This window comes from Streptomyces sp. NPDC050508, assembly GCF_040655155.1.
In the GTDB taxonomy this organism is placed as follows: domain Bacteria; phylum Actinomycetota; class Actinomycetes; order Streptomycetales; family Streptomycetaceae; genus Streptomyces.
On sequence record NZ_JBFAJJ010000011.1, the window covers coordinates 148,862 to 172,700 of the forward strand.

Here is a 23,839-nt window from a genome sequence, read left to right on the forward strand (position 1 = left end):
TGGCCGTCTACACCGGTTCGGGAGCCGGGCTGCCCAGGCCCACCGACAACTCCCCCGAGATCAGGGCGACATGGCAGTAGGCCCGTTCGGCGGCGGCCAGGACGCGGTCCTGTACGTCGGGTTCGCCGAGCGCTCGGTCGAGGCGCTCGGCGAAGGCCGTCCAGCGGGCGCGGTCGCCGCTGCCGTAGTACGACACACCGTTCCCGTCCGTGAGCCGGTACGCCTCGGTGACGTACCGGAGGAGGAACAGGGCGCCGAGGGTGGAGCCCTCCAACACGTAGAGGAAGCCGAGGAGTTCACGGGGGTCGGTCGCGGCGGTGCGTCGTATCTCTCCGACGAACTCCTCGGCGGCCGGGCCGGGTTCGGGGACCGCGCCCCGGGCGGCGAAGTGGCGCAGGTCGCGTTCGACGAGGGGCAGCTTGACCAGGTCGGAGGACCACACCGAGCCCACCGACGGGCAGGTGGTGCGCGCGAGTTCGGCTTCCAGTGCCTCCAACACCGGGCGGTAGGCGGAGAGTTGGCCTACGTAGCGGTCGAGCGGGAGGGTCCCGGCGAGCATCGCGGTGGCGAACCCGGTGCTCTCCAGGGCCTCGTGCCAGGTGCGGGTGTCCCTCCTCAGCCGCTGGGTCACCGTGCACGTACCCGTACCCGTGTCCGCGTCCGTCATACGCCGCTCCGCTGCCGGACCGTCGCGAGCAGACGGTCGATGAGGTGGCCCTTGCGTTCGATCGTCACGTCGAAGTAGGCGGCGCTGCGCTCGGAGCGGCACACTCCGTGCACGGCGTCCTTCGCGGCGCGCTTCAGTGCCACGGCCTCCTCGGCGAGCGCGAGGAGCGTGCGCCGCAGCGCGGGGTGACCGAGAACGTACGGTTTGAAGTCCGCGCCGGGCGGTACGTCACCTTCCTCGTCGAGCAGTTCCAGGAAGACCCGGTTGCCGAGGCCGTCGAAGTCCTCGTGGGTGTTGGCGCCGCCGAGTTCGGGCACGAAGTCGCTCAGGTCGTTGAACAGCTGGCTGGCGAGCCCGAGTTGACGCATCGCGCCGTCCAGGGCCAGCCGGTCGTCCTCGACCACCCGCAGCCCCGCGACGGCCGCGTCGAGCGGCATCCAGAACAGGGTTCCGGTCTTGAGGGCGGCCGTCGCCTCCCAGAAGCCGACCCTGGTGGCGCGCGGCGCGGCCAGCAGCTCGGCGCGGGTGAGCGCCGTACGCGAGGACATGTCGACGGCCTGCCCGGTGAAGCCGTTGCCGACCGAGCGCACCAGGCTGTCCACGACGGCGGGGTCGGCGGCGTGCCGCAGCGCGGACATGATCAGCCAGGCGCCGGCGTTGAGGGCGAGCGGTGCGCCGTGTGTGGTGTGGAGGGCGGGTTCGCCGTAGCGGACGTCGCTGCCGTCCTGGATGTCGTCGAGGGCGACCGCGGCCTTCAGCAGAATCCTTACGGCAACTGCCGTACGGCGGACGACGGCCAGCTCGGGAGATGCCTCGCCCCGCTCGGGCGTCTCGCCCGTCTCCTCGGGGAAACCCCGGTAGTTGCGGTAGGCCCAGTACACCATCGAGGGCCGCAGGGGCGCCCGGCCGCCGGGTGCTCCGGCGGTGGCCGGCAGCGCCTGCTGGCCCACCTTGGATCCGACGGCGTCGGCGACCGGTTCGTACAGGGAACGGCGCAGTGCCGCGTCGTACACGGAGGCCGCCGCCCGAGCCGGGGCGGTCAACGAGCCGAGGAACTCGGCCAGATCGTCCTCCAGCAGTGCCGCGTCACTCCGCACCACCGCTTCCACACCCGTCATGTCCACCGTGGTAGCCACTCCACCTCCGAATGTCACCGAACATCAGTGCGCAGTGCCCGCTACCACGAGCGTGATCACAACGGCCGGACGGGACAAGCACGTTGAAAGCCAAAGTGGACGGCGTCGCCGGGCCGCGCCCACCAGGGCGTGCCGGGCGGGCGCAGGCCGGAAAGGTGTTTGACGCCCTTCGGCGCCCGGTGTTCGGATGACGACCATGAGCGCAGGGCAGATGCATCCCGATATGCACCCCATCGACGACGGTCTCGTACGGCGGTTGATCGCCGGTCGGTTCCCTCGGTGGGCGGGGCTGGCGGTGCGGCGGTGGCCGTCCGGTGGCACGGTCAACGCCATGTACCGGCTGGGCGACGACATGGTCGTCAGGCTGCCGCTGGTGCGGGGCGGAGCCGAGGGCGTGCGGATGGAGCAGGAGTGGCTGCCCCGCCTCGCTCCCCAACTGCCCACGCCCATCCCCGAGTTGCTCGGCGCCGGGGAGCCGGCCCAGGGGTATCCGTGGTCGTGGTCGGTGTACCGGTGGCTGGCGGGCGAGCTTCCCGAAGCGGGGGCGTTGAGTGAGCCCGTGCGGCTGGCCGAGGATCTGGCCGCGTTCGTGGCGGCGATGCGCAGCGTCACGTTGCCGGCCGCGCCGACGGCACATCGGGGCGGGCCCCTCGCCTCGCTCGACGCGGAAACCCGGGCGGCGATCGGGGAGTTGCGTGCGATCCCGCAGGAGGACGTCGACTGCGACGCCGCGACCGCGGTGTGGGAGGAGGCGCTGCGGGCTCCGGTCCCGGACGGGCCGCCGGTGTGGCTGCACGCCGACCTGATGCCGGGCAACCTGCTGCTCCAGGGCGGCAGGCTCGCCTCGGTGATCGACTTCGGGTGTACGGGGGTGGGTGACCCGGCCTGCGACCTGTTTCCGGCGTGGAATCTGCTGCCGGCCGACGCACGAGAGGTCTTCCGCGAGGCGCTGGCCGTGGATGACGCGACCTGGACCCGTGGCCGGGGCCGGACCCTCTCGGAGGCGCTGATCTCGCTGCCGTACTACCGGAGGACGAACCCGGCGATGGCACGCAACGCCCGGCACGTGATCCGGACGGTACTGGGCGGCGGCCCGGCCGCCTCATGACCGCCGTACCGCTTCGGGAGTCCGGACCCCCACCCCCCGAACGACTACTTAGGTTAGGCTAACCTGCATTCGAACTTGTCCGGCGGGCACTCCGCCCCGTTCGAAAGCAGCCACACCATGCCCAACACCAGAGCGACTCACCTCACCCGACGCGGCGTCCTCGCCGCAGGCGGCGCCCTCGGCCTCGGCGCCGTGCTCGCGGCCTGCGGGGACGACAACGCGAAAAGCGAGGGCTCGGGCAGCGGCGAGACGGCTGCCGCCACGTCCGGCCCCTGGTCCTTCAAGGACGACCGCGGCCAGACCGCGAAGACCGACAGGACCCCGGCGAACATCGTCTCCTTCATCGGCGTCGCCGCCGCGCTGCACGACTACGGCATCGAGTCCAAGGGCGTCTTCGGACCGACGAAGCTGAAGGACGGCAAGGCCGATGTGCAGGCCGGCGACCTGGACATCAGCAAGGTCACGATCATCGGCAACGAGTGGGGCCAGTTCAACATCGAGAAGTACGCGGCCCTCTCCCCCGACGTCCTCCTCACCACGATGTTCGACGCGGCCGGCACCCTCTGGTACGTCCCGGAGGAGTCGAAGAAGAAGATCCTCGCCGTGGGCGCGCCGACCGTCGGCATCTCGGCATACGACGTCCAGCTGCCGACGCCGCTCGCACGCATGCTGGAGCTCGCCAAGTCCCTTGGTGCGGACACCACTTCGGCGACCATCACCGCGGCGAAGAAGCGCTTCGAGGACGCCGCCGCCCGGCTGCGCGCCGCCGCCAAGGCCAAGCCGGACATCAAGGTCCTCGCGGGGTCCGCGAGCCAGGACATCTTCTACGTCTCCGGGTCCAACCTCTCCATCGACCTGGAGTACTACAAGGCCCTCGGCGTGAACTTCGTCGAGCCGTCCGCGGCTGCCCTCAAGGCGAGCGGTGGCTGGTTCGAGAACCTCAGCTGGGAGAACGTCGACAAGTACGGAGCGGACATCATCATGATGGACAACCGGACTTCGGCGATTCAGCCGGCGGACATCACTGAGGGCACGTGGAAGAAGCTTCCGGCTGTGAAGGCGGGGCAGGTCATCGCGCGGAACCCTGAGCCGATTCTGTCGTATGCCAAGTGTGCGCCGCTGCTTGAGGATCTGGCCAAGGCCATCGAGAACGCGAAGAAGGTCAGTTGATTTAGGGGTGGTTTCGCTTTCGTGGGGAGCTGCGGGCCGGTGGGGGCTGGTCGCGCAGTTCCCCGCGCCCCTTTGGGGCGCGACCATCTCCCGTATCTCTGAAGGAACCCCATGACAACGGCCGTTGCCGCGCCCTTCCGTTTCTTTTCTCTCCAGGTCGTGCGGACGGATCGGCTTGGGCCGTCTCTGGTCCGGGTCTCCTTTGCAGGGGACGATCTGGCGTACTTCCTTTCCGACGGGTGTGATCAGTCCCTGTCGCTCTTTCTCCCCCAGCCGGGCCAGTTGGAGCCCGCCGTGCCGTATGAACTCGGTGACGGGTGGTGGCAGGGGTGGCGTGAACTCCCGGACGACGTACGGGCCGTGATGCGGTCGTACACCCTGCGTGGCCTACGGCGTGATCCTGACGAGATCGACATCGACTTCGTGTTGCACGAACCCGCCGGGCCCGCCTCCCGTTGGGCCTCTCTCGCCGCCCCCGGTGATCGGGTCGTGTTGCTCGGGCCGGCGATCGCCGACAACCGGGCGATCCGGTTCCGGCCGCCGGAGGACGCCGATCTCGTGGTCGTGTGGGGCGATGAGACCGCCGTGCCGGCCGTCTCCGCCATTCTCGAAACGCTGCCTGCCGGTACCCGTGCGCGGGTGTGGCTGGAGGTTCAACACCTCGGTGACATCCAGGACTTGGCCACCGAAGCCGATGCCGAAGTCACCTGGCTGGTGCGAGGGGACGGGGGCGCCAAGGGGTCCCCCATGGCCCTCGGCGCCCTTCGTGACACCCAACTCCCGCCCGCCGAAAGGCCGTACGTGTGGATCGCGGGCGAGTCCGGTCAAGTGAAGGCGTTGCGGCGGCACTTCGTGGGTGAGCGCGGGTTCGACCGGCGCCGGGTGACCTTTGTCGGGTACTGGCGGCAGGGGCTCAGCGAGGAGCAGTTGCGCGAAGCCGGGTGACGGGCCGCTGGTGCGTGAGTGACAGCCGTCACGGGTGAGGTGGGTTTCATGGAAGTTAAGTTAGGTTAGGCTTACCTAAGTTGATGTTGCGGAACCCTGCCGCTCACCTGTCCCGCACGGACTTCCCCACCGGAGGACCCCCACATGCGCTCGCACCTGCTCAATGACACGACTGCGGAGCACTACCGCCGCTCCGTGACGGAAGGCGTGGAGCGGGTGGCGGCCAAACTCGCCACCACCGAACGGCCGTTCACCGGCGTCACGGTCGACGCCCTCTCCCCCCTCATCGACCGGATCGACCTCGACCGCCCGCTCCACGACACCGCCGCGGTGCTCGACGAGCTGGACGAGGTCTACCTGCGTGACGCGATCTACTTCCACCACCCCCGCTACCTCGCCCACCTCAACTGCCCGGTCGTCATCCCGGCCGTGCTCGGCGAGGCGGTGCTCTCCGCCGTCAACTCCTCCCTGGACACCTGGGACCAGTCGGCCGGCGGCACGCTCATCGAGCGGAAACTGATCGACTGGACGAACGAGCGGATCGGCCTCGGGCCGCACGCCGACGGGGTGTTCACCTCCGGCGGCAGCCAGTCCAACCTCCAGGCGCTGCTGCTGGCCCGCGAGGAGGCCAAGCCAGGGCCGGGCGGGTGGGAAGGACCAGCCAGCCTGGCCAAACTGCGTATCTTCGCCTCCGAAGTGAGCCACTTCAGCGTGAAGAAGTCGGCGAAACTGCTCGGCCTCGGGCAGGACTCCGTCGTGTCGATACCCGTCGGCGCCGACAAGCGCATGCAAACGGTCGCGCTGGCCCGCGAGTTGGAGCGCTGCAAGAACGCCGGGCTCGTCCCGATGGCCGTCGTCGCCACCGCCGGCACCACCGACTTCGGCTCCATCGACCCGCTGCCCGAAGTCGCCGCCCTGTGCGAGCAGTTCGGGGTGTGGATGCACGTGGACGCGGCCTACGGCTGCGGTCTGCTCGCCTCGCTGAAGTACCGGGGCCGGCTCGACGGCATCGAGCGCGCCGACTCGGTCACCGTGGACTACCACAAGTCCTTCTTCCAGCCGGTGAGTTCGTCCGCACTGCTGGTCCGCGACGCCGACACCCTGCGCCACGCGACCTACCACGCGGAGTACCTCAACCCGCGCCGCATGGTGCAGGAGCGCATCCCCAACCAGGTCGACAAGTCCCTCCAGACCACCCGCCGTTTCGACGCGCTCAAGCTGTGGATGACGCTGCGCGTGATGGGCGCCGACGGCATCGGCGAACTCTTCGACGAGGTCTGCGACTTGGCCGTCGAGGGCTGGAAGCTGCTCGCCGCCGACCCGCGTTTCGACGTCGTGGTCGCGCCCTCGCTCTCCACCCTCGTCTACCGCTACATCCCGGCCGCCGTCACCGACCCGGCCGAGATCGACCGCGCCAACCTGTACGCCCGCAAGGCCCTGTTCGCCTCCGGTGCCGCGGTGGTCGCGGGCACCAAGGTCGCGGGCCGCCACTACCTGAAGTTCACCCTGCTCAACCCCGAGACGACGACCGACGACATCGCCGCCGTCCTCGAACTGATCGCCGGCCATGCCGAGCAGTACCTGGGAGAGTCCCTTGACCGCGCTTCCTGAACCCGCCACCAGGACCCACGACTTCGTGGGCATCGGGCTCGGACCCTTCAACCTCGGCCTCGCCTGCCTCACCGAGCCCATCGCCGAACTCGACGGCGTCTTCCTGGACTCGAAGCCCGACTTCGAGTGGCACGCCGGCATGTTCCTCGACGGCGCCCACCTCCAGACCCCGTTCATGTCGGACCTGGTCACGCTGGCCGATCCGACGTCCCCCTACTCCTTCCTCAACTACCTGAAGGAGAAGGGGCGTCTGTACCCCTTCTACATCCGCGAGAACTTCTACCCGCTGCGCGTCGAGTACGACGACTACTGCCGCTGGGCGGCCGGGAAGCTCTCCAACGTGCGCTTCAGCACGACGGTGAGCGAGGTGACGTACGAGGAGCAGGGCGAGGTCTACGTCGTCCACACCGAGGCCGGCGATGTGTTCCGCGCCCGTCACCTGGTCCTGGGCACCGGCACCCCGCCGTATCTCCCGGAAGCGGTCGCAGGCCTGGGCGGGGACTTCATCCACAACTCCCGTTACGTGCAGCACAAAGCGGAGTTGCAGGCCAAGGAGTCGATCACGCTGGTCGGCAGCGGGCAGTCCGCCGCCGAGATCTACTACGACCTGCTCGCCGAAATCGACGTCCACGGCTACGAGTTGAACTGGGTGACGCGCTCGCCGCGCTTCTTCCCGCTGGAGTACACGAAACTCACGCTGGAGATGACCTCCCCGGAGTACATCGACTACTTCCACGCCCTGCCGGAGCAGACCCGCTACCGCCTCACGGCCGAGCAGAAGGGCCTGTTCAAGGGCATCGACGGGGACCTCGTCAACGAGATCTTCGACCTGCTGTACCAGAAGAAGGTCGGCGGTCCCGTGCCCACCCGGCTGCTCACCAACTCCTCGCTGGACAGCGCCACTTACCGCGACGGCGTCTACGAACTCGGCCTGCGGCAGGAGGAGCAGGAGAAGGACTACACCCTGCGCTCCCAGGGCCTGATCCTCGCCACCGGCTACAAGTACGCCGAGCCCGAGTTCCTCAAGCCCGTCCACGAGCGGCTGCGCTACGACTCCCGGGGCAACTTCGACATCGCGCGCAACTACTCGATCGACACCACGGGCCGAGGCGTCTTCCTGCAGAACGCCGGCGTCCACGCGCACAGCATCACGTCCCCGGACCTGGGCATGGGCGCGTACCGCAACTCGTACATCATCCGTGAGCTGCTCGGCACCGAGTACTACCCGGTCGAACAGACCATCGCGTTCCAGGAGTTCGCCGTATGACCTTCAGCTTCCGCCCCCTCGACCCGCTCCACGACGCCGAGTTGCTGCACCGGTGGCTCACGCACCCCAAGGCCGCGTTCTGGATGATGCAGGACGCGAAACTGGAGGACGTCGAGCGCGCGTACATGGAGATCGCGGCCGACGAGCACCAGCACGCGCTGCTCGGGCTCCAGGACGGTGTCCCCGTCTTCCTGATGGAGTACTACGACCCCCGTCATCGCGAACTGGTCGGGCTGTACGAGCCGTTGCCCGGTGACGTCGGCATGCACTTCCTGACGCCGGCCACCGAGGCGCCCGTCCACGGCTTCACCCGTGCGGTGATCACCGCCGTGATGGCCCGCCTCTTCGAGGACCCGGCCGTCGCACGTGTCGTCGTGGAACCGGACGTGTCCAACACCGCCGTGCACGCCCTCAACGAAGCGGTCGGGTTCGTGCCCGAGCGTGAGATCCAGAAGCCGGAGAAGAAAGCCTTGTTGAGCTTCTGCACACGGGAACGCTTCTTCAACAGGCACAGCTTGCTCGCTACGGCGGTGTCCGCATGAGCCTCGCCGACGCCGTGGCCCATCTCTCCCCCGAGCGCTGGGAGAAGGCCAACCGCCTCCTCATCCGCAAGGCCCTCGCCGAGTTCGCGCACGAGCGGCTGATCACCCCCGAACCGGCCGCGCAGGACGGCGACTTGTACGTCGTCCGCAGTGACGACGGGCTGACCCGCTACCGGTTCACCGCCACCCGGCACGCCCTCGACCACTGGCAGGTCGACGCCGACTCGATCACCCGTCACCGCGACGGCGTCGAACTACCCCTCGCCGCCCTGGACTTCTTCATCGAGCTGAAGCAGGCGCTCGGGCTGAGCGAGGAGGTCCTGCCGGTCTACCTGGAGGAGATCTCCTCCACCCTCTCCGGCACCTGCTACAAGCTCACCAAGCCGCAGATCCCGGTCGCCGAGCTGGTGAAGAGCGACTTCCAGGCGATCGAGACGGGGATGACCGAGGGCCACCCCTGCTTCGTCGCCAACAACGGGCGGCTCGGCTTCGGCATCCACGAATACCTCTCGTACGCCCCCGAGACCGCGAGCCCGGTCCGCCTGGTGTGGCTGGCCGCGCACCGCTCCCGGGCGGCGTTCACGGCGGGCGTGGGCATCGAGTACGAGTCCTTCATGAGGGGCGAGCTGGGAAGTGTGACGCTGAACCGTTTCCGCGTCACACTTTCCGAGAAGGGTCTCGACCCCGACGACTACCTCCTCATCCCCGTCCACCCCTGGCAGTGGTGGAACAAGCTCAGCGTCACCTTCGCCGCCGAGATCGCCCGCGGCCACCTCGTCTGCCTCGGCGAGGGCGACGACGAGTACCTCGCCCAGCAGTCCATCCGGACCTTCTTCAACAAGTCGAACCCCGAGAAGCACTACGTGAAGACGGCCCTGTCCGTCATCAACATGGGCTTCATGCGCGGACTGTCGGCCGCCTACATGGAGGCGACCCCGGCGATCAACGACTGGCTGGCCCAACTCATCGAGAACGACCCGGTGTTGAAGTCCACCGGCCTGTCGATCATCCGTGAGCAGGCCGCCGTCGGCTACCGGCACCTGGAGTACGAGGCGGCGACCGACCGCTACTCGCCGTACCGCAAAATGCTTGCCGCCCTGTGGCGCGAAAGCCCGGTGCCGTCACTCCAGGAGGGCGAGTCCCTGGCGACGATGGCCTCGCTGGTGCACCTGGACCACGAGGGCGCGTCCTTCGCCGGCGCGCTGATCGAGCGGTCGGGGCTCGCGCCGGTGGAGTGGCTGCGGCGGTATCTGCGGGCGTACTTCACCCCGTTGCTGCACAGCTTCTACGCCTACGACCTGGTGTTCATGCCGCACGGCGAGAACGTCATCCTCGTCCTGAAGGACGGTGTCGTCGAGCGCGCGATCTACAAGGACATCGCCGAGGAGATCGCCGTCATGAACCCGGACGCGGTGCTGCCGCCGACGGTGGAACGACTCCGGGTCGAGGTCCCCGAGGACAAAAAGCTCCTGTCGATCTTCACCGACGTCTTCGACTGCTTCTTCCGCTTCCTCGCCTCCCACCTGGCCGCCGAAGGCGTCCTGGAGGAGGACGACTTCTGGCGTACGGTCGCGGACGTCACCCGTGAGTACCAGGACGCGGCACCCGAACTCGCCGACAAGTTCCGGCAGTACGACATGTTCGCGCCCGAGTTCTCGCTGTCCTGCCTCAACCGTCTCCAACTGCGCAACAACAAGCAGATGGTGGACCTGGCGGACCCGGCCGGCGCACTCCAGCTCGTCGGCACCCTGAAGAACCCCATCGCCGGGTTCTGACAACACAAGCAGGCGGGCACCCCGGGGTACGGTCCCCCGGGGTGCCCGCCCTCTTACCGAAACCGAAACCGATCAACTACTGTGCGGGCCAAGGGACTTGGGGCGACCGGTAGTAGTCGATCCCCAGCGCGTCCCAGCGCGGCGCCTGTGCCGCGAGCCGCACCTTGTACGTGTCCCAGTCGTGCGTCGAGGCCGGCGACCAGCCCAGCTCGGCCACGCCCGGCAGCCTCGGGAAGGCCATGTAGTCGATGTTCGCGCCGGTCACGATCGTCTCCGACCACAGCGGCGCCTCGACGCCCCGGATCGCCGAACTCGGCACCCCGGCAAGGTAGTTGCCCGGGTCCCAGTCGTAGGACCGCTTGACCTCGACCAGGCCCGCCCAGTCCTGGCCGAGCGGGGTGTCCTCGGTGTACTTCATGTCGAGGTAGACCCGGTCGGCGGGCGAGAGGATCAGCCCGGTGCCGTTCTTCGCGGCCTCGGCGACCTGCGCCTTCTCCTCTGCGCTGGTGTCGTCGAGACCCCAGTACTGGGCGAGGGCGCCCTTCACGGGGTGGGCGCCGGTGATCTGGTGCCAGGCGATCACCGTCTTGCCGTACTTGGTGACGATCGGCTGCACCCGGTCCATGAACTTGACGTAGTCCTCGTGGCTGGTGGACTGCGCCTCGTCGCCGCCGATGTGGATGTAGCGGCCCGGGGTGATCGCGGCCAGCTCACGGACGACATCGTCCACGAAGCTGTACGTGAGGTCCTTGCCGACGCACAGCGAGCTGAAGCCGACGTCCGTGCCCGTGTACAGCGGAGGTGCCACGCCGTTGCAGTTCAGGTCGGCGTAGGAGGCGAGGGCCGCGTTGGTGTGGCCCGGCATGTCGATCTCGGGGACTACTTCCAGGTAGCGCGAGGAGGCGTAGCGGACGATCTCCTTGTAGTCGTCCTTCGTGTAGGAGCCGCCGGCGCCTCCGCCGACCTCGGTCGAGCCGCCGTAGGTCGCCAGGCGTGGCCAGGAGTTGATCGCGATGCGCCAGCCCTGGTCGTCACTGAGGTGCAGATGCAGGGTGTTGATCTTGTAGAGCGCCAACTCGTCGATGTAACGCTTGACTTGGGCGACCGTGAAGAAGTGCCGGGAGACGTCGAGCATCGCACCGCGGTAGGCGTAGCGCGGTGAGTCCTCGACGGTGCCGCCCGCGATCTGCCAGGGGCCGCGCTGCACCGAGTTCTTCTCGACGGCCGCGGGCAGGAGTTGGCGCAGGGTCTGCACGCCATGGAAGAGTCCGGCGGGCCTGCTCGCGGTGATGGTGACACCGGAGGCCCCACTGACGAGCCGGTAGCCCTCGGCACCGAACGTGCCCTTGGCCAGGCGGAGTTGGATGCCGCCCTTGCCCCGCGAGGTGACCGGCAGCCGGTAACCGGTGGAGGGGCGCAGGATGCCCGCGAGGTACTCGCCGATCCGCCGCGACTCACGTGAGTCGCCCACGCGGATGCGGGTGCTGCTCGTGATCCGGTACGGATGTCCCGCGGGGGTGACCTTGGCGGGCGCCGGGACCACCCGGCCCAGCGGGGTGACGGCAGCGGTCTTGGCGGGAGGCGCCGCACCGGCGACTGACACGCTCGCCGCAGCGACGAGCAGCAGCGAACCGAGGAGGCGGGTCGTTCTGTGGCGCTGTCTCACAAACGGTCCCTTCCTTTGGACTTCCCTTGAACCCGGCAGGCACACGAACCCGGACAGGTAGATGGACCCGGACAGGTACAGACCATTCTGTCGCCAGAGCGATGGAACAATCCCTCCTATGGCGGAAATCATCCAGAAGGACGGCACCTGGGTCTTCGACGGCGACGCCCTGCGGCTGACTCCCGGACGGGACAAGAACGTCGGCCTGTTCCGCAAGACACTCGGTGAACTCGTCGTCCCCCTGGGCGCGTTGGCGGGCGTCTCCTTCGAGCAGGGCCGGAAGTCGGGCCGGCTGAGACTGCGGCTGCGCGACGGCGCCGACCCGCTGCTGCACGCCACCGGCGGCCGGCTCACCGAGACCGACGACCCCTATCAACTCGCCGTCGAGTCGGATCGGTACGGCGTCGCCGAGTACTTCGTGGACGAGGTCCGCAACGCCCTGCTGCTCGACGAGGTCCCGGTGGACCCGGTGGACGCGTACCTGCTGCCGGGCCCGGCCGTGCCGCTGTCCGTCTCCGCCGGGGACGGCACGGCGAGCTTCGACGGCGAGCGCGTACGGCTGGAGTGGAACTGGAAGACCGAGGACGCGAAGTCCGCCGCCGGCGCCCGCACCCTCGCCGTCACGGACCTCGTCGGCGTGGAGTGGCGTCCGTCGGCCGGTCTGGAGAACGGCTACATCCGCTTCTCGGTGCGCGACGCGCCGACCAAGGCACCGCCCAAGTACGACCCCAACTCCGTTGAGCTGTGGGGCTTCAAGAAGGACCCGCTGATGGCCCTGGTCGCCGCGGCCGTACAGGCCCGCCTCCCGCACCCGGCCGCCGAGACGGACGTACGACCCGAACAGCCCGAGCCCGCCCGGCAGTTGACGGCCGCGGCGGAGGACGGCCACGACGCGCTGCTGCGGCGGCTGCGCGAACTGGGTGAGCTGCACCGGGACGGGGTGCTCACGGACGAGGAGTTCACGATGGCCAAACAGGCGGTCCTCAAACGCATATGAGGACCGCCTGCCGCTGAGTCCCGCCCTGCCTTCCGGGCGTAACTCGGAATGATCCAGCGCTACTTGGCCTTGCGGGCCACCGTGAAGCGGTCGACCTCGGCGCCGGTCTCGGCTATGCCGCGGACCGTCAGGGTCGCCGTACGGCCCTTCGAGGCGGGCTGGACGTCGACGCGCAGGAACGAGTAGTTGAGGTAGCGGACGCGCGACCAGGCGACCGTCTCGTTGACCTTGCCGTCCTTCGTGTTGATGAAGGCGGCGACGGAGTCGACCTCGTTCTCGTGGCCCTCGTAGGAGTCGGGGGCGGTGAACGCGTACAGGCTGCGGCCGGCCGCGCCCGCCGTCACGTAGACGACACCCTCGGTCTCCGGGTACGCCGTGCCGCCGATCGGCAGCTTCTTGACGACCGCGTTCTTCTTGATGACGTCGGTGCGCTCGTACTGGTGGTTGTGGCCGTTGATGACCAGGTCCACCGTGTACTTCTCGAACAGCGGCACCCACTCGTTGCGCACTCCCCCCTCCGAGGAGTGCGCGGTGGAGGTGCAGTACGCGCAGTGGTGGAAGAAGACCACGATGAAGTCGACGTCGTGCGCGGCACGGAACTTCTTGAGCTGCGCCTCCAGCCACGTGGTCTGGGTGCCGCCGGAGATGCCGAGGTTGGCCGGGATCTCGAACGAGATGTCGTTGGCGTCCAGCGAGATGACCGCCGTGTTGCCGTAGACGAAGGAGTAGACGCCCGGCAGGTTCGCCTTGTCGGGGCCGTTGTCCGGCAGGTTCCAGCGGGCGTCCTCGCCGCCGTAGCCGTTGGGCGAGTACCAGGCCTCCATGTCGTGGTTGCCGTAGGCGGGCATCCACGGCACGGACTTGGCGACCGCCTCGGTCTGCGCCAGGAACTGGTCCCAGACGCGCGAGTCGAAGCCGGTGTCGGCGGTCTTGCCCGCGCCGGCCGGGTCGGCGTACGCGATGTCGCCGGCGTGCAGGTGGAAGGCCGGGTTCTGGGCGAGCAGCAGGCTGTCGTTGGCGAGGCCGTGGTAGCCGACGCCCTCGTCACCGAAGGCCGTGAAGGTGAACGGCTTCTTGTGGCCGGGGGCGGTGGTGAAGGTGCCCAGCGTGCCGAGCAGGTGGGGCTCGGCCGGGTCGAAGCCGGCGTGGCCGACGCCGTAGTAGTACGTGCGGCCCGGGCGCAGGTGGGTCAGCTTGGCGTGCAGGTAGTACTGGGTGTGGTCGCCGCTCGCGCCGACGCCCGCCGGGGTGTAGAGGGTGCGCACCTCGGCCTCGATCTTGCGGGAGAGGTCCCAGGGCTGCGCGCCGATCCGGACGAACGGCTTCTTGACGTTGGTCGGGACCTGCCAGGAGACCGTGACCTCGGTGCTCGGGTCGTTGCCGAAGGCGAGGTGCCGGCCGAACGGGGAGACGAGGGCCCCGTCGACGGACTCGCTTGAGGTGGCGGCGTAGGTGGCGGAGGCCTGGGTGGGGACGGCCGCCTGGGCGACGGCGCCCGGTACGAACACGCCGCCCGCGACGGCGCCGAGCGTCACGGCACCGCCTCTGATCATCGTGCGCCGCGAGAATCTCGAACGCAGGTATTCGTGCTGCTCCGCCATGCTCATGCGCTCGGCGAGCTCTGCGGGTACTCCCATACGAGGAATGTCCATGGCGTCTGAAACTCGTCCATATGAGCGACGTAGCACAAGACACAGGATGGACAGCTTGCGAACAGAGTCCCATAAGACATTCAACAGCCCATTGCCCGATATCGGGCAGGATTCTTGCAAACCGCCCTTCGGTACTTCAGGATCAGCCGGGTGCACGACGAACTCGTTGATCATCTGACGCGCTCCACCACCCTCAACCGGGGCGAGGCACTGCGGGTGATCCAGGACGTGCTCGCCTACTTCGACGAGACGACCGAGGACTACGTCCGTCGCCGCCACCGCGAGCTCCAGGCCCAGGGCCTGGTGAACGCGACGATCTTCGACCGGATCGAGGCGGACCTGAAATACCGGGCCGTGGCCCCGCCGGAGCTCACGCTCAGGCAGCTGCGCCGGATCGTCTACGGCTAGGAATACCTATACATGTGCGGAATTGTCGGATACATCGGCAAGCGTGACGTTGCTCCGCTTCTGCTGGAGGGCCTGCAGCGGCTGGAGTACCGCGGCTACGACTCGGCGGGCATCGTCGTGACGACCCCCAAGACGGCCGGCCTGAAGATGGTCAAGGCCAAAGGCCGGGTCCGTGACCTGGAGGCCAAGGTCCCGGCACGCTTCAAGGGCACCACCGGCATCGCCCACACCCGCTGGGCCACCCACGGCGCCCCCTCCGATGTGAACGCCCACCCGCACCTGTCGGCCGACAACAAGGTCGCCGTAGTCCACAACGGCATCATCGACAACGCGTCCGACCTCCGGAAGAAGCTGGAAGCGGACGGCGTCGAGTTCCTCTCCGAGACCGACACCGAGGTCCTCACCCACCTCATCGCCCGCTCCCAGCAGGAGAAGCTGGAGGACAAGGTCCGCGACGCCCTCCGGGTGATCGAGGGGACGTACGGCATCGCCGTCCTGCACGCCGACTTCCCCGACCGCATCGTGGTGGCTCGAAACGGTTCCCCGGTGGTCCTCGGGATCGGCGAGAAGGAGATGTTCGTAGCCTCGGACATCGCCGCACTGGTGACGCACACGCGCCAGATAGTGACGCTGGACGACGGCGAGATGGCCACCCTCAAGGCCGACGACTTCCGGACATACACCACCGAGGGCACCCGCACCACGTCCGAGCCGACCACCGTCGAGTGGGAGGCCGCCTCCTACGACATGGGCGGCCACGACACCTACATGCACAAGGAGATCTTCGAGCAGGCCGACGCCGTGGACCGCGTGCTGCGCGGCCGCATCGACGACCGCTTCTCCACCGTGCACCTCGGCGGCCTGAACCTGGACGCCCGCGAGGCCCGGCAGATCCGCCGCGTGAAGATCCTCGGCTGCGGCACCTCGTACCACGCGGGCATGATCGGCGCCCAGATGATCGAAGAGCTGGCCCGCATCCCCGCGGACGCCGAGCCGGCCTCCGAATTCCGCTACCGCAACGCGGTAGTTGACCCCGACACCCTCTACATCGCGGTCTCGCAGTCGGGCGAGACGTACGACGTCCTGGCCGCAGTCCAGGAGTTGAAGCGCAAGGGCGCCCGCGTCCTCGGCGTGGTGAACGTCGTAGGCTCGGCGATCGCCCGCGAGGCGGACGGCGGCATGTACGTGCACGCGGGCCCCGAGGTCTGTGTCGTCTCGACCAAGTGCTTCACCAACACCACAGTCGCGTTCGCCCTGTTGGCCCTGCACCTCGGCCGCACCCGCGACCTCTCGGTCCGCGACGGCAAGCGCATCATCGAGGGCCTGCGCAGGCTGCCGGCCCAGATCTCCGAGATCCTCGACCAGGAGGAGGAGATCAAGAAGCTGGCGGCCGAGTACGCCGAGGCCCACTCGATGCTGTTCATCGGCCGAGTCCGCGGCTACCCGGTGGCTCGCGAGGCTTCGTTGAAGCTCAAGGAGGTCTCGTACATCCACGCCGAGGCCTACCCCGCCTCGGAGTTGAAGCACGGCCCCCTGGCCCTGATCGAGCCGGCCCTCCCCACGGTCGCGATCGTCCCCAACGACGACTTGTTGGAGAAGAACCGCGCGGCCCTGGAGGAGATCAAGGCCCGCAGCGGCCGCATCCTCGCGGTAGCCCACCAGCACCAGGAAAAGGCCGACCAGACGATCGTGGTCCCGAAGAACGAGGACGAGTTGGATCCCATCCTGATGGGCATCCCTCTTCAACTCCTGGCGTACCACACGGCATTGGCGCTCGGACGCGACATCGACAAGCCGAGGAACCTCGCCAAGTCAGTAACGGTCGAATAGGTCTTTGCCTTTAGGGGCGCGAGGAACTGCGCGACCAGCCCCCACCGGGCCCGCAGAGGCCAACGAAACAGAACGAACCCCCACGTGCAGCCTCAATGCACGGGGGGTTCGTTCATGTCGCCGGGAGTTGAAACCCCCAGCCAGCGCCGCTAACCGGTGGCCGTCACGCCCCGACCAGCCGCGCGCCGCGGAAGCACCGTCGGCCAGTGAGCCAACGCGGCAGTCGCCGAATACCAGGCGACAGCCCCCGCAGCGACACCGAACCAACCGCCGACCTTGCTCAGCCCGTCGTTACCGGCGAACTGCCCGATGGCGAGAAGCACGAGGGACACGAAGAACAACCCGTATGTCCCCTGGGTGAGTTGATCCCCACCCGCGAGGGTCACGGAGAGAGCGACGAGGGCGAACAGGACCAGGAACAACCCCGCCGCGTTGGCCGAGGCGGAGCCCCCCGCCGAGGCGGCCCAGGTGAACCAGAGCGCGCCGAAGGCCGAGAAGGCCGTACCGGAAGCCGTGTCGCCCTCGCGGAACGCGAGCAGTCCGACGACGAAGAGGGCAACTCCGCCCACATAGTGGGCCAGTGACACGGCGTCAGCCGTGGAGACCCCGTTGATGACATTCGTGTACCCGAGCCCGAAGGCCAACAGGGTGATTCCCAGGGCGAGTCGGCCGACGATCGAGGTGGTGCTTCCCGCAGAGACGTCATTGTCCACGGCGGGCTCCCTTCATGCATGTGCGGTTGTGCGGTGTGACCGATATATGCCCTTCACAAGGACACAAACACCTCTGCACAGCAGCGAATTCGGGAGCCGACCTGCGAGACCTGCGAGTTGACCTGAGGACTACGGGATGACGACGACGGGCCGCTGGGCCCGCTTCGCGAGCCGCCCCGCGACGGAGCCGAAGATGCGTCCGACGATGCCGTGGGTCGAGCCCACGACGATCGCGTCCGCCTCGTACTCCCGCCCCACCTCTTCGAGTTCGTGGCAGATGTCGCCGCCACGCTCGACAAGGATCCAGGGCACCTCCGCCAGATACTCGGCGCACGCCAGCTCAAGGCCCAGCACCTCGGTGCGGTGATCCGGCACGTCGACGAAGACCGGTGGCTCGCAGCCCGCCCACACCGTGGTGGGCAGCCGGTTCGCGACATGCACGATGACCAGGCCCGAGCCGGAGCGGTGGGCCATGCCGATGGCGTACGCGAGGGCACGCTCACTGGACGTGGAACCGTCGAAGCCGACGACCACGCCGTGCTTGAAGGCTGGATCGCAGGAATGACGTGGCTGTTCCGCCGCCTGGGGCTCGGCCGCCGTGGGATCGGCGACGGGCCGCTTGCGGTCCGCGGGTTCGAAAGATTCGTGACCGGCCATGGATGTCTCGGCTTTTTGATCCTCTTGGGAGGGGACAACAGTGTGCGGCGGAGCTGTGTCCGGGAATCATCTTCCCAACCCCATACCCCCAAGGGTACGGCGGCACTCCTCCTTAGCCCATATCCCGCACATGCTCCGGCGGAGTTCCCCGGAGCATGCACGAGGGGGCGCCCGTAACGCAATGGTTGCTGCCCCGTACAGGCGGTTTGCACAGGATTCACTTATCCACGGCCGTCCGTGTCCACATCCATGGGCTGCCCTACAGTGACCGACGCATCGAACAAGCGTTGAACCCGGCGAGCCACCGCCCCAGGGAGCACGCCATGTCCGGACACCGCACGACCTCCGAGGCACACCCCAGCCCCGACACCGCGACCGACGTGGTCCGCTGGGCGGTCTTCAGCTGCGTCCTGGTCCCCCTGGTCCTCCTCTGGTACGGCACCTCGCTCGCCGGCGCCACCGGTACGGCCCTGGGTCTCGCGGCCGTCACCGCCGCCTGCCGCGTGCTGCTGCGCCGGTCCGAGCGGGGCGCGGCCCAACTGCTGGCCGAGGAGCAGACCGCGCACCGCAGCCACCGTCATCGGGCCGGGGCGGGGGCGCACAGGGGCGGGCGTCACGCCGGGGGAAGTACACCGGTCGACTGACCGGTTTCCGCGCACGCGCCCGACGCTTTTCAGCCAACTTCCGGCCACCGTGCATCTCTTGTCCGAACCACCCCCCAACCCCCGTTCCACCTGCACCGAAAGGGTCCGGGGGGCCTTGCGCACCCTACGGGGATTGGCCACTACGACGAGGCGCACTTCCCTGCACGGCCCACGAGTGCAACGCTTCGTGATCGAATGCTTCACGCCAAGTTGCCATGTCGACAATGTGCCGGTTGCCGAACTGGTCACCCCGGCACCACTGGACACAGTAGATTCGATCTTGACGTCTTACGGCGGGGGACTCGTGCAGGACCGAGGGGAAACGTGCAGGAGCGACACAACCGAGGAGCCGCGACCACCGAGGGGGGCTTAGCAGTATGAGCCACGACTCCACTGCCGCGCCGGAAGCCGCGGCCCGGAAGCTTTCCGGGCGACGCCGCAAGGAGATCGTCGCGGTGCTGCTGTTCAGCGGCGGCCCCATCTTCGAGAGTTCCATACCGCTGTCGGTGTTCGGAATCGACCGGCAGGACGCCGGAGTTCCGCGCTACCGCCTCCTGGTGTGCGGCGGCGAAGAAGGTCCGCTGCGCACCACGGGAGGGCTGGAACTCACCACACCGCATGGCTTGGAAGCGATCTCGCGGGCGGGCACCGTCGTCGTGCCTGCCTGGCGGTCGATCACCTCGCCACCGCCGGAGGAGGCGCTCGACGCGATTCGCCGTGCGCACGAAGAAGGGGCCCGCATAGTCGGCCTGTGCACCGGCGCCTTCGTGCTGGCGGCGGCGGGCCTGCTGGACGGCCGCCCCGCGACCACCCACTGGATGTACGCGCCGACGCTGGCCAAGCGCTATCCGTCGGTGCACGTGGATCCGAGGGAACTCTTCGTTGACGACGGAGACGTACTGACGTCCGCCGGTACGGCGGCCGGAATCGATCTCTGTCTCCACATCGTGCGGACGGACCACGGCAACGAGGCGGCCGGTGCGCTCGCCCGACGCCTGGTGGTCCCCCCGCGCCGAAGCGGCGGTCAGGAGCGCTACCTCGATCGGTCTTTACCAGAGGAGATCGGCGCCGACCCGCTCGCGGAGGTCGTCGCCTGGGCGCTGGAGCACCTCCACGAACAGTTCGACGTGGAGACGCTGGCGGCACGCGCGTACATGAGCAGGCGTACGTTCGACCGCCGCTTCCGCTCGCTCACCGGGAGCGCTCCCCTGCAGTGGCTGATCACGCAGCGGGTGCTCCAGGCGCAGCGCCTGCTGGAGACGTCGGACTACTCGGTGGACGAGGTCGCGGGCCGTTGCGGCTTCCGCTCACCGGTGGCCCTGCGCGGCCATTTCCGCCGCCAGTTGGGCTCGTCGCCCGCCGCCTACCGGGCCGCGTACCGCGCCCGCAGGCCCCAGGCCGACAAGCAGGTGGACAGCGACGGCGCCCCGGGCCAGCCCGGCGGTCCGTCGTCCCTGGGCCCGGCGGGGCTGTCACCCGTGCTGCACCCGGAGGGCCCGGTTCCGATGCAGTCGCGTCGGGCGGCGGCAAGTGCGCTGTCGGCGGCGGCGTCCGCGTCGGCTTCCTCCGCCTCGTCGGCGGAGAACGGCCGTGAGGCGTACGCCACAAGTCGGGCGGCGAGTCTGCCCGGCCAGCGGAGCGCGACGTAGCAACCGCATGCTCCCGGAGGTCTCCGTCAGGGGATCTCCGGGGGTTTTCGCGCGCCCCCGCACCACAAGGTCACCGCACGGTCGGCTCAGCCGGGCGGCGCGCACCTTAAGGTTAGACACATGAACGATCGCATGGTGTGGATCGACTGCGAGATGACCGGCCTCTCGCTGTCCGACGACGCTCTCATCGAGGTGGCCGCCCTCGTCACCGACTCCGAGCTGAACGTGCTCGGCGAAGGGGTGGACATCGTCATCCGCCCGCCGGACCAGGCGCTGGAGACGATGCCGGACGTAGTACGCCAGATGCACACCGCATCCGGCCTGCTCGACGAGTTGGCCGGCGGCACGACGCTGGCCGACGCCGAGGAGCTGGTCCTGGCGTACATCCGGGAGCATGTCAAGGAGCCGGGCAAGGCCCCGCTGTGCGGCAACTCGGTAGGCACCGACCGCGGTTTCCTCCTCCGCGACATGCCGACCCTGGAGGAGTACCTCCACTACCGCATCGTGGACGTGTCCTCGGTGAAGGAGCTGGCGCGCCGCTGGTACCCGCGGGCGTACTTCAACAGCCCCGAGAAGAAGGGCAACCACCGCGCCCTCGCCGACATCCGCGAATCCATCGCCGAACTGCGCTACTACCGCGAGGCGATCTTCGTCCCGCAGCCCGGCCCCGACTCCGAAACGGCCCGCACGATCGCCGCGAAGCACGTCCAGCCCACCTCGTAAAAGGCGTGCGCGAGCACCCCTTCGGACCCTGTACACTTTTTCTCGGCCGGTCGGAAACTTACAGAGTGAACGACCGGGCATGGTGGGTGTAGCTCAGCTGGTAGAGCACCTGGTTGTGGTCCAGGAAGTCGCGGGTTCAAGTCCCGTCACTCACCCTGAGTAATCAGCCGGTGACTTCGGAAACGGAGTCACCGGCTGATTCGTTTCCCGGGAGCGTGCCCACGATGGACATCGAACTCATCAGCACCGCCCGGCTGGATCTCGTCCCGCTGAGCGCGGCACACGCAGAGGAAATGGCCACGGTCCTGTCCTCCCCCTCCCTCCACACCTTCATCGGCGGCGAACCGCTGAGCCCCGGCGCCCTGCGAACCCGGTACGAGCGCCTCGTCGCCGGCTCCCCCGACCCGTCCGTCACCTGGTGCAACTGGGTCATACGCCTGCGCTCGGAGTCCTGCCTCGTGGGCACGGTCCAGGCGACGGTCACGGAAGCGGGGTCGGTCGCGGAGACCGCCTGGGTAGTGGGGACGCCCTGGCAGGGGCGCGGCCTGGCGAGCGAGGCGGTGCGGGGTCTGGTGTCGTGGCTCGCCGCCCGGCCCTCCATCCGTACGGTCGTGGCGCACATCCACCCGGCCCATCAGGCATCGGCAGTTGTCGCTACGGCGGCGGGCCTGGCGCCGACGGACGAGTGGCAGGACGGCGAGATCAGATGGCAGCGCGCCACGCGTCCGTGAACTCCCGTACGCCCGCGAACCGTTCGGCGGGATCGGCGCGGGTCGCCCTTTCCAGCACGGCGAGTTGACCCGCCGTACCCCGCCAGGCGCGCTCGCCGTCACCGGCGTCGAGAAGGAGGCGGGCGGTCCGGCCGAGGGCGTAGACCGTCGTCCGGATGTCGATGAGGGCGCCGTGGCGCCACTCCTCGGGGGCCATGAAGCGGGCCGAACCCGGGAGGCGGTCGTCTTGGAGGATGAAGGGGCCGGGACGGTACTCGTCGAGGTCGATGAGATGGAGCGCGTCGCCGTAGAAGTCGTACAGGAACGCGCCGTCGTAGAGATCGACAGCGACCATCCCCGCGGCCTCCACCACGAGGTGCGCGTCCAGGACGCGGTCGATCGCGCGGAGGACGGAGGCGAGGGGTAAGGCGCGGAAGCGGGCGCGGGCGGGGCCGTAGAGAGACTCGCCGGGGCTCCAGGGCATGACGACCGCCGTACGGCCGCCGTCCGTCACGGCGATCCGGTGCAGTTGCGGGACGATCGCCGGGTGCCGTACCGCCCGGTGGAAGGCCCAGGCGCGGTCAAGTGAGGCCTGTGCAGGGGCTGTTGTCGCCTCCTTGACGAACCAGCGCTCACCGTCCGGGAGTTGGACGCCGTACGAGACACATCCGGAGTCCTGTTCGCGGAAGGACCGGAACACCTCGCCCACCGTGCGGAGGTAGGGCTCGGTCGCGGGGAGCTCTTCGACGGCCAGGAGGGGGTGGGGACGGGATGTCATGGGCGTCAGCTTGTCCGAGCAACCGCTCCCTCATGAAGACGCCCGCGTCACCAACTCCGTTGCCAGTACCGCCTGTCGCCGCTCCAACCCCCGGGACGTGGCCGGCCGCCGGTCCGCGATCTCGGCCAGCAGCAGGTCGATCATCGCGCGGCCCATTTCCTCGATCGGCTGGCGGACGCTGGTGAGGGGCGGGTCCATGTGGCGGGCGATGGCCGAGTCGTCGTAGCCGACGAGGGCGACGTCGTCGGGGATGACGCGGCCCTCCTCGCGGAGCACCTGGCGGGCGCCTGCCGCCATGACGTCCGAGCCGGCGAAGACCGCGTCGACGTCGGGGCGGCGGGCCAGCAGTTCCTTCATCGCGCGTCGGCCGCCCTCCTCCGTGAAGTCGCCCGGCTGGATGAGGTGTTCGTCCAGCTCGTGGCCGGCGTCGAGCAGCGCCTCGCGGTAGCCGTCGACGCGGCGTTGGGCGCCGTACACGTCGAGGCGGCCGGTGATGTGCGCGATGCGCGTCCGGCCTCGGGACAGCAAGTGTTCTACGGCGGAGCGCGCGCCGCCGTAGTTGTCCGAGTCGACGGAGGTGAGCGTCTCCGCGGCCGACCTCGGGCCGCTGATCACCGCGGGAATCTCCAACTGCGCCAGAAGATCGGGAAGCGGGTCATCCGCATGGACGGACACGAGCAACACACCGTCCACCCGGTGTGCCGCCAAGTACTGTGCCAGGCGCTGCCGTTCACGGTCGCTGCCCGCGAAGATCAGCAGCAACTGCATCTCGGTTTCGGAGAGTTCGGCGCCCACGCCCTTGAGCATGTCCGAGAAGTACGGCTCCGCGAAGAAGCGGGTCTCCGGCTCGGGGACGACGAGGGCGATGGCGTCGGTGCGGTTCGCGGCGAGGGCGCGGGCGGCCGTGTTGGGGACGTAGCCCAACTCCGCTACCGCCGCCTCCACCGCCGCGCGGGTCGTGTCGCTGACCCTCGGGGAACCGTTGATCACCCGGGAGACCGTGCCGCGGCCCACCCCGGCGCGCGCCGCGACCTCCTCCAGGGTCGGCCGGCCGCCACTCCGGCTCCGCGCTCCGTGGCCTGCCATTGGCTCCGCCTCCTGTCGACCCACCCGTTGGCCTGGAATGTAACAGTCCTGATCAGGGAAGAGGGGCGTGAGGAGCCCCGCCTCCGGCCGAATCCCCGCCTCCCC

General features: G+C 68.8%; 22 protein-coding genes and 1 tRNA gene. 15 read left to right on the top strand and 8 right to left on the bottom strand.

What is annotated here, in order from left to right; genetic code table 11:
* Nucleotides 1–7 precede the first annotated feature (7 nt).
* Both AB0I69_RS29550 and AB0I69_RS29555 read right to left on the bottom strand, forming a co-directional pair.
* Nucleotides 8–667: a biliverdin-producing heme oxygenase gene (locus AB0I69_RS29550; protein ID WP_363098755.1), complete on the bottom strand. Its 660-nt coding sequence runs from the start codon at nucleotides 665–667 to the stop codon at nucleotides 8–10.
* Nucleotides 664–1,785 carry a polyprenyl synthetase family protein gene (locus AB0I69_RS29555; RefSeq protein WP_363098756.1) on the bottom strand — a complete coding sequence of 374 codons (1,122 nt, stop codon included), beginning with the start codon at nucleotides 1,783–1,785 and terminating at the stop codon, nucleotides 664–666. Before AB0I69_RS29555 ends, AB0I69_RS29550 begins: the two co-directional genes overlap by 4 nt.
* Nucleotides 1,786–1,999: 214 nt before the next feature.
* Here AB0I69_RS29555 and AB0I69_RS29560 point away from each other — a divergent pair, with 214 nt between their 5' ends.
* The 7 genes from AB0I69_RS29560 to AB0I69_RS29590 all read left to right on the top strand — a co-directional run bounded on the left by AB0I69_RS29560 (nucleotide 2,000) and on the right by AB0I69_RS29590 (nucleotide 10,221).
* A complete protein-coding gene (locus tag AB0I69_RS29560) occupies nucleotides 2,000–2,911 on the top strand; it encodes an aminoglycoside phosphotransferase family protein (protein ID WP_363098757.1) in 912 nt (303 codons plus the stop codon).
* Nucleotides 2,912–3,028: 117 nt separating this feature from the next.
* Nucleotides 3,029–4,081 (top strand): ABC transporter substrate-binding protein, encoded by a 1,053-nt coding sequence (locus AB0I69_RS29565; protein ID WP_363098758.1) that lies wholly within the window; start codon nucleotides 3,029–3,031, stop codon nucleotides 4,079–4,081.
* A gap of 111 nt (nucleotides 4,082–4,192) precedes the next feature.
* Nucleotides 4,193–5,026 carry a siderophore-interacting protein gene (locus tag AB0I69_RS29570; protein WP_363098759.1) on the top strand — a complete coding sequence of 278 codons (834 nt, stop codon included), beginning with the start codon at nucleotides 4,193–4,195 and terminating at the stop codon, nucleotides 5,024–5,026.
* A 144-nt stretch (nucleotides 5,027–5,170) separates the two neighbouring features.
* The gene (gene desA, locus AB0I69_RS29575; RefSeq protein WP_363098760.1) at nucleotides 5,171–6,637 is read left to right on the top strand and encodes a lysine decarboxylase DesA; all 1,467 of its coding nucleotides are present in this window, start codon (nucleotides 5,171–5,173) and stop codon (nucleotides 6,635–6,637) included.
* Nucleotides 6,621–7,904: a SidA/IucD/PvdA family monooxygenase gene (locus tag AB0I69_RS29580; RefSeq protein ID WP_363098761.1), complete on the top strand. Its 1,284-nt coding sequence runs from the start codon at nucleotides 6,621–6,623 to the stop codon at nucleotides 7,902–7,904. Before desA ends, AB0I69_RS29580 begins: the two co-directional genes overlap by 17 nt.
* Nucleotides 7,901–8,446: a GNAT family N-acetyltransferase gene (locus AB0I69_RS29585; RefSeq protein ID WP_363098762.1), complete on the top strand. Its 546-nt coding sequence runs from the start codon at nucleotides 7,901–7,903 to the stop codon at nucleotides 8,444–8,446. Before AB0I69_RS29580 ends, AB0I69_RS29585 begins: the two co-directional genes overlap by 4 nt.
* Entirely contained in the window at nucleotides 8,443–10,221 is a 1,779-nt protein-coding gene (locus tag AB0I69_RS29590; protein WP_363098763.1) for an IucA/IucC family siderophore biosynthesis protein, read from the top strand. Before AB0I69_RS29585 ends, AB0I69_RS29590 begins: the two co-directional genes overlap by 4 nt.
* Before the next feature lie 76 nt (nucleotides 10,222–10,297).
* Here the strand turns inward: AB0I69_RS29590 and AB0I69_RS29595 are convergent, their stop codons facing one another.
* Nucleotides 10,298–11,887 carry a beta-N-acetylhexosaminidase gene (locus AB0I69_RS29595; RefSeq protein WP_363098764.1) on the bottom strand — a complete coding sequence of 530 codons (1,590 nt, stop codon included), beginning with the start codon at nucleotides 11,885–11,887 and terminating at the stop codon, nucleotides 10,298–10,300.
* Between the two features lie 118 nt (nucleotides 11,888–12,005).
* Between AB0I69_RS29595 and AB0I69_RS29600 the strand changes: the two genes are divergently transcribed.
* A complete protein-coding gene (locus AB0I69_RS29600) occupies nucleotides 12,006–12,884 on the top strand; it encodes a DUF4429 domain-containing protein (RefSeq protein ID WP_363098765.1) in 879 nt (292 codons plus the stop codon).
* Between the two features lie 59 nt (nucleotides 12,885–12,943).
* On the opposite strand, the gene AB0I69_RS29605 is transcribed toward AB0I69_RS29600, so the two are convergent.
* A complete protein-coding gene (locus AB0I69_RS29605; RefSeq protein ID WP_363098766.1) occupies nucleotides 12,944–14,521 on the bottom strand; it encodes a metallophosphoesterase family protein in 1,578 nt (525 codons plus the stop codon).
* A gap of 165 nt (nucleotides 14,522–14,686) precedes the next feature.
* On the opposite strand from AB0I69_RS29605, the gene AB0I69_RS29610 reads away from it, so the two are divergent.
* Together AB0I69_RS29610 and glmS are read left to right on the top strand one after the other, a co-directional pair.
* Nucleotides 14,687–14,944: a hypothetical protein gene (locus AB0I69_RS29610; protein WP_019065776.1), complete on the top strand. Its 258-nt coding sequence runs from the start codon at nucleotides 14,687–14,689 to the stop codon at nucleotides 14,942–14,944.
* Between the two features lie 12 nt (nucleotides 14,945–14,956).
* Complete coding sequence (gene glmS, locus AB0I69_RS29615) at nucleotides 14,957–16,774, top strand: glutamine--fructose-6-phosphate transaminase (isomerizing) (RefSeq protein WP_363098767.1); 1,818 nt, start codon at nucleotides 14,957–14,959, stop codon at nucleotides 16,772–16,774.
* Between the two features lie 149 nt (nucleotides 16,775–16,923).
* Here the strand turns inward: glmS and AB0I69_RS29620 are convergent, their stop codons facing one another.
* Nucleotides 16,924–17,487 (bottom strand): GPR1/FUN34/YaaH family transporter, encoded by a 564-nt coding sequence (locus AB0I69_RS29620; protein WP_363098768.1) that lies wholly within the window; start codon nucleotides 17,485–17,487, stop codon nucleotides 16,924–16,926.
* A gap of 129 nt (nucleotides 17,488–17,616) precedes the next feature.
* The gene (locus AB0I69_RS29625) at nucleotides 17,617–18,144 is read right to left on the bottom strand and encodes a universal stress protein (RefSeq protein WP_363098769.1); all 528 of its coding nucleotides are present in this window, start codon (nucleotides 18,142–18,144) and stop codon (nucleotides 17,617–17,619) included.
* A 323-nt stretch (nucleotides 18,145–18,467) separates the two neighbouring features.
* Here AB0I69_RS29625 and AB0I69_RS29630 point away from each other — a divergent pair, with 323 nt between their 5' ends.
* The 5 genes from AB0I69_RS29630 to AB0I69_RS29650 all read left to right on the top strand — a co-directional run bounded on the left by AB0I69_RS29630 (nucleotide 18,468) and on the right by AB0I69_RS29650 (nucleotide 21,891).
* Nucleotides 18,468–18,788 (top strand): hypothetical protein, encoded by a 321-nt coding sequence (locus tag AB0I69_RS29630; protein WP_363098770.1) that lies wholly within the window; start codon nucleotides 18,468–18,470, stop codon nucleotides 18,786–18,788.
* A gap of 377 nt (nucleotides 18,789–19,165) precedes the next feature.
* A complete protein-coding gene (locus AB0I69_RS29635; RefSeq protein ID WP_363098771.1) occupies nucleotides 19,166–20,437 on the top strand; it encodes a helix-turn-helix domain-containing protein in 1,272 nt (423 codons plus the stop codon).
* A 120-nt stretch (nucleotides 20,438–20,557) separates the two neighbouring features.
* Nucleotides 20,558–21,160, top strand: coding sequence for an oligoribonuclease (gene orn, locus AB0I69_RS29640; protein WP_363098772.1), 603 nt, complete (start codon nucleotides 20,558–20,560; stop codon nucleotides 21,158–21,160).
* Between the two features lie 82 nt (nucleotides 21,161–21,242).
* Nucleotides 21,243–21,315 (top strand) — tRNA-His (locus AB0I69_RS29645).
* 69 nt (nucleotides 21,316–21,384) lie between these two features.
* Nucleotides 21,385–21,891: a GNAT family N-acetyltransferase gene (locus tag AB0I69_RS29650; RefSeq protein WP_363098773.1), complete on the top strand. Its 507-nt coding sequence runs from the start codon at nucleotides 21,385–21,387 to the stop codon at nucleotides 21,889–21,891.
* Here AB0I69_RS29650 and AB0I69_RS29655 read toward each other — a convergent pair.
* Together AB0I69_RS29655 and AB0I69_RS29660 are read right to left on the bottom strand one after the other, a co-directional pair.
* Entirely contained in the window at nucleotides 21,863–22,648 is a 786-nt protein-coding gene (locus AB0I69_RS29655) for a serine/threonine protein kinase (RefSeq protein WP_363098774.1), read from the bottom strand. The two genes, AB0I69_RS29650 and AB0I69_RS29655, sit on opposite strands and share 29 nt — an antisense overlap.
* A 30-nt stretch (nucleotides 22,649–22,678) precedes the next feature.
* Complete coding sequence (locus tag AB0I69_RS29660) at nucleotides 22,679–23,734, bottom strand: LacI family DNA-binding transcriptional regulator (RefSeq protein WP_363098775.1); 1,056 nt, start codon at nucleotides 23,732–23,734, stop codon at nucleotides 22,679–22,681.
* Nucleotides 23,735–23,839: the final 105 nt, after the last annotated feature.

What these genes read in the sequence shown, in the direction of transcription:
- AB0I69_RS29655 (WP_363098774.1), bottom strand. Translation starts at nt 22,648, where the DNA reads ATGACATCCCGTCCCCACCCCCTCCTGGCCGTCGAAGAGCTCCCCGCG.
- AB0I69_RS29635 (WP_363098771.1), top strand. Translation starts at nt 19,166, where the DNA reads ATGAGCCACGACTCCACTGCCGCGCCGGAAGCCGCGGCCCGGAAGCTT.
- AB0I69_RS29585 (WP_363098762.1), top strand. Translation starts at nt 7,901, where the DNA reads ATGACCTTCAGCTTCCGCCCCCTCGACCCGCTCCACGACGCCGAGTTG.
- AB0I69_RS29550 (WP_363098755.1), bottom strand. Translation starts at nt 667, where the DNA reads ATGACGGACGCGGACACGGGTACGGGTACGTGCACGGTGACCCAGCGG.
- desA (WP_363098760.1), top strand. Translation starts at nt 5,171, where the DNA reads ATGCGCTCGCACCTGCTCAATGACACGACTGCGGAGCACTACCGCCGC.
- AB0I69_RS29625 (WP_363098769.1), bottom strand. Translation starts at nt 18,144, where the DNA reads ATGGCCGGTCACGAATCTTTCGAACCCGCGGACCGCAAGCGGCCCGTC.
- orn (WP_363098772.1), top strand. Translation starts at nt 20,558, where the DNA reads ATGAACGATCGCATGGTGTGGATCGACTGCGAGATGACCGGCCTCTCG.
- AB0I69_RS29565 (WP_363098758.1), top strand. Translation starts at nt 3,029, where the DNA reads ATGCCCAACACCAGAGCGACTCACCTCACCCGACGCGGCGTCCTCGCC.
- AB0I69_RS29555 (WP_363098756.1), bottom strand. Translation starts at nt 1,785, where the DNA reads ATGACGGGTGTGGAAGCGGTGGTGCGGAGTGACGCGGCACTGCTGGAG.
- AB0I69_RS29660 (WP_363098775.1), bottom strand. Translation starts at nt 23,734, where the DNA reads ATGGCAGGCCACGGAGCGCGGAGCCGGAGTGGCGGCCGGCCGACCCTG.
- AB0I69_RS29570 (WP_363098759.1), top strand. Translation starts at nt 4,193, where the DNA reads ATGACAACGGCCGTTGCCGCGCCCTTCCGTTTCTTTTCTCTCCAGGTC.
- AB0I69_RS29600 (WP_363098765.1), top strand. Translation starts at nt 12,006, where the DNA reads ATGGCGGAAATCATCCAGAAGGACGGCACCTGGGTCTTCGACGGCGAC.
- AB0I69_RS29605 (WP_363098766.1), bottom strand. Translation starts at nt 14,521, where the DNA reads ATGGGAGTACCCGCAGAGCTCGCCGAGCGCATGAGCATGGCGGAGCAG.
- AB0I69_RS29630 (WP_363098770.1), top strand. Translation starts at nt 18,468, where the DNA reads ATGTCCGGACACCGCACGACCTCCGAGGCACACCCCAGCCCCGACACC.
- AB0I69_RS29560 (WP_363098757.1), top strand. Translation starts at nt 2,000, where the DNA reads ATGAGCGCAGGGCAGATGCATCCCGATATGCACCCCATCGACGACGGT.
- AB0I69_RS29650 (WP_363098773.1), top strand. Translation starts at nt 21,385, where the DNA reads ATGGACATCGAACTCATCAGCACCGCCCGGCTGGATCTCGTCCCGCTG.
- glmS (WP_363098767.1), top strand. Translation starts at nt 14,957, where the DNA reads ATGTGCGGAATTGTCGGATACATCGGCAAGCGTGACGTTGCTCCGCTT.
- AB0I69_RS29590 (WP_363098763.1), top strand. Translation starts at nt 8,443, where the DNA reads ATGAGCCTCGCCGACGCCGTGGCCCATCTCTCCCCCGAGCGCTGGGAG.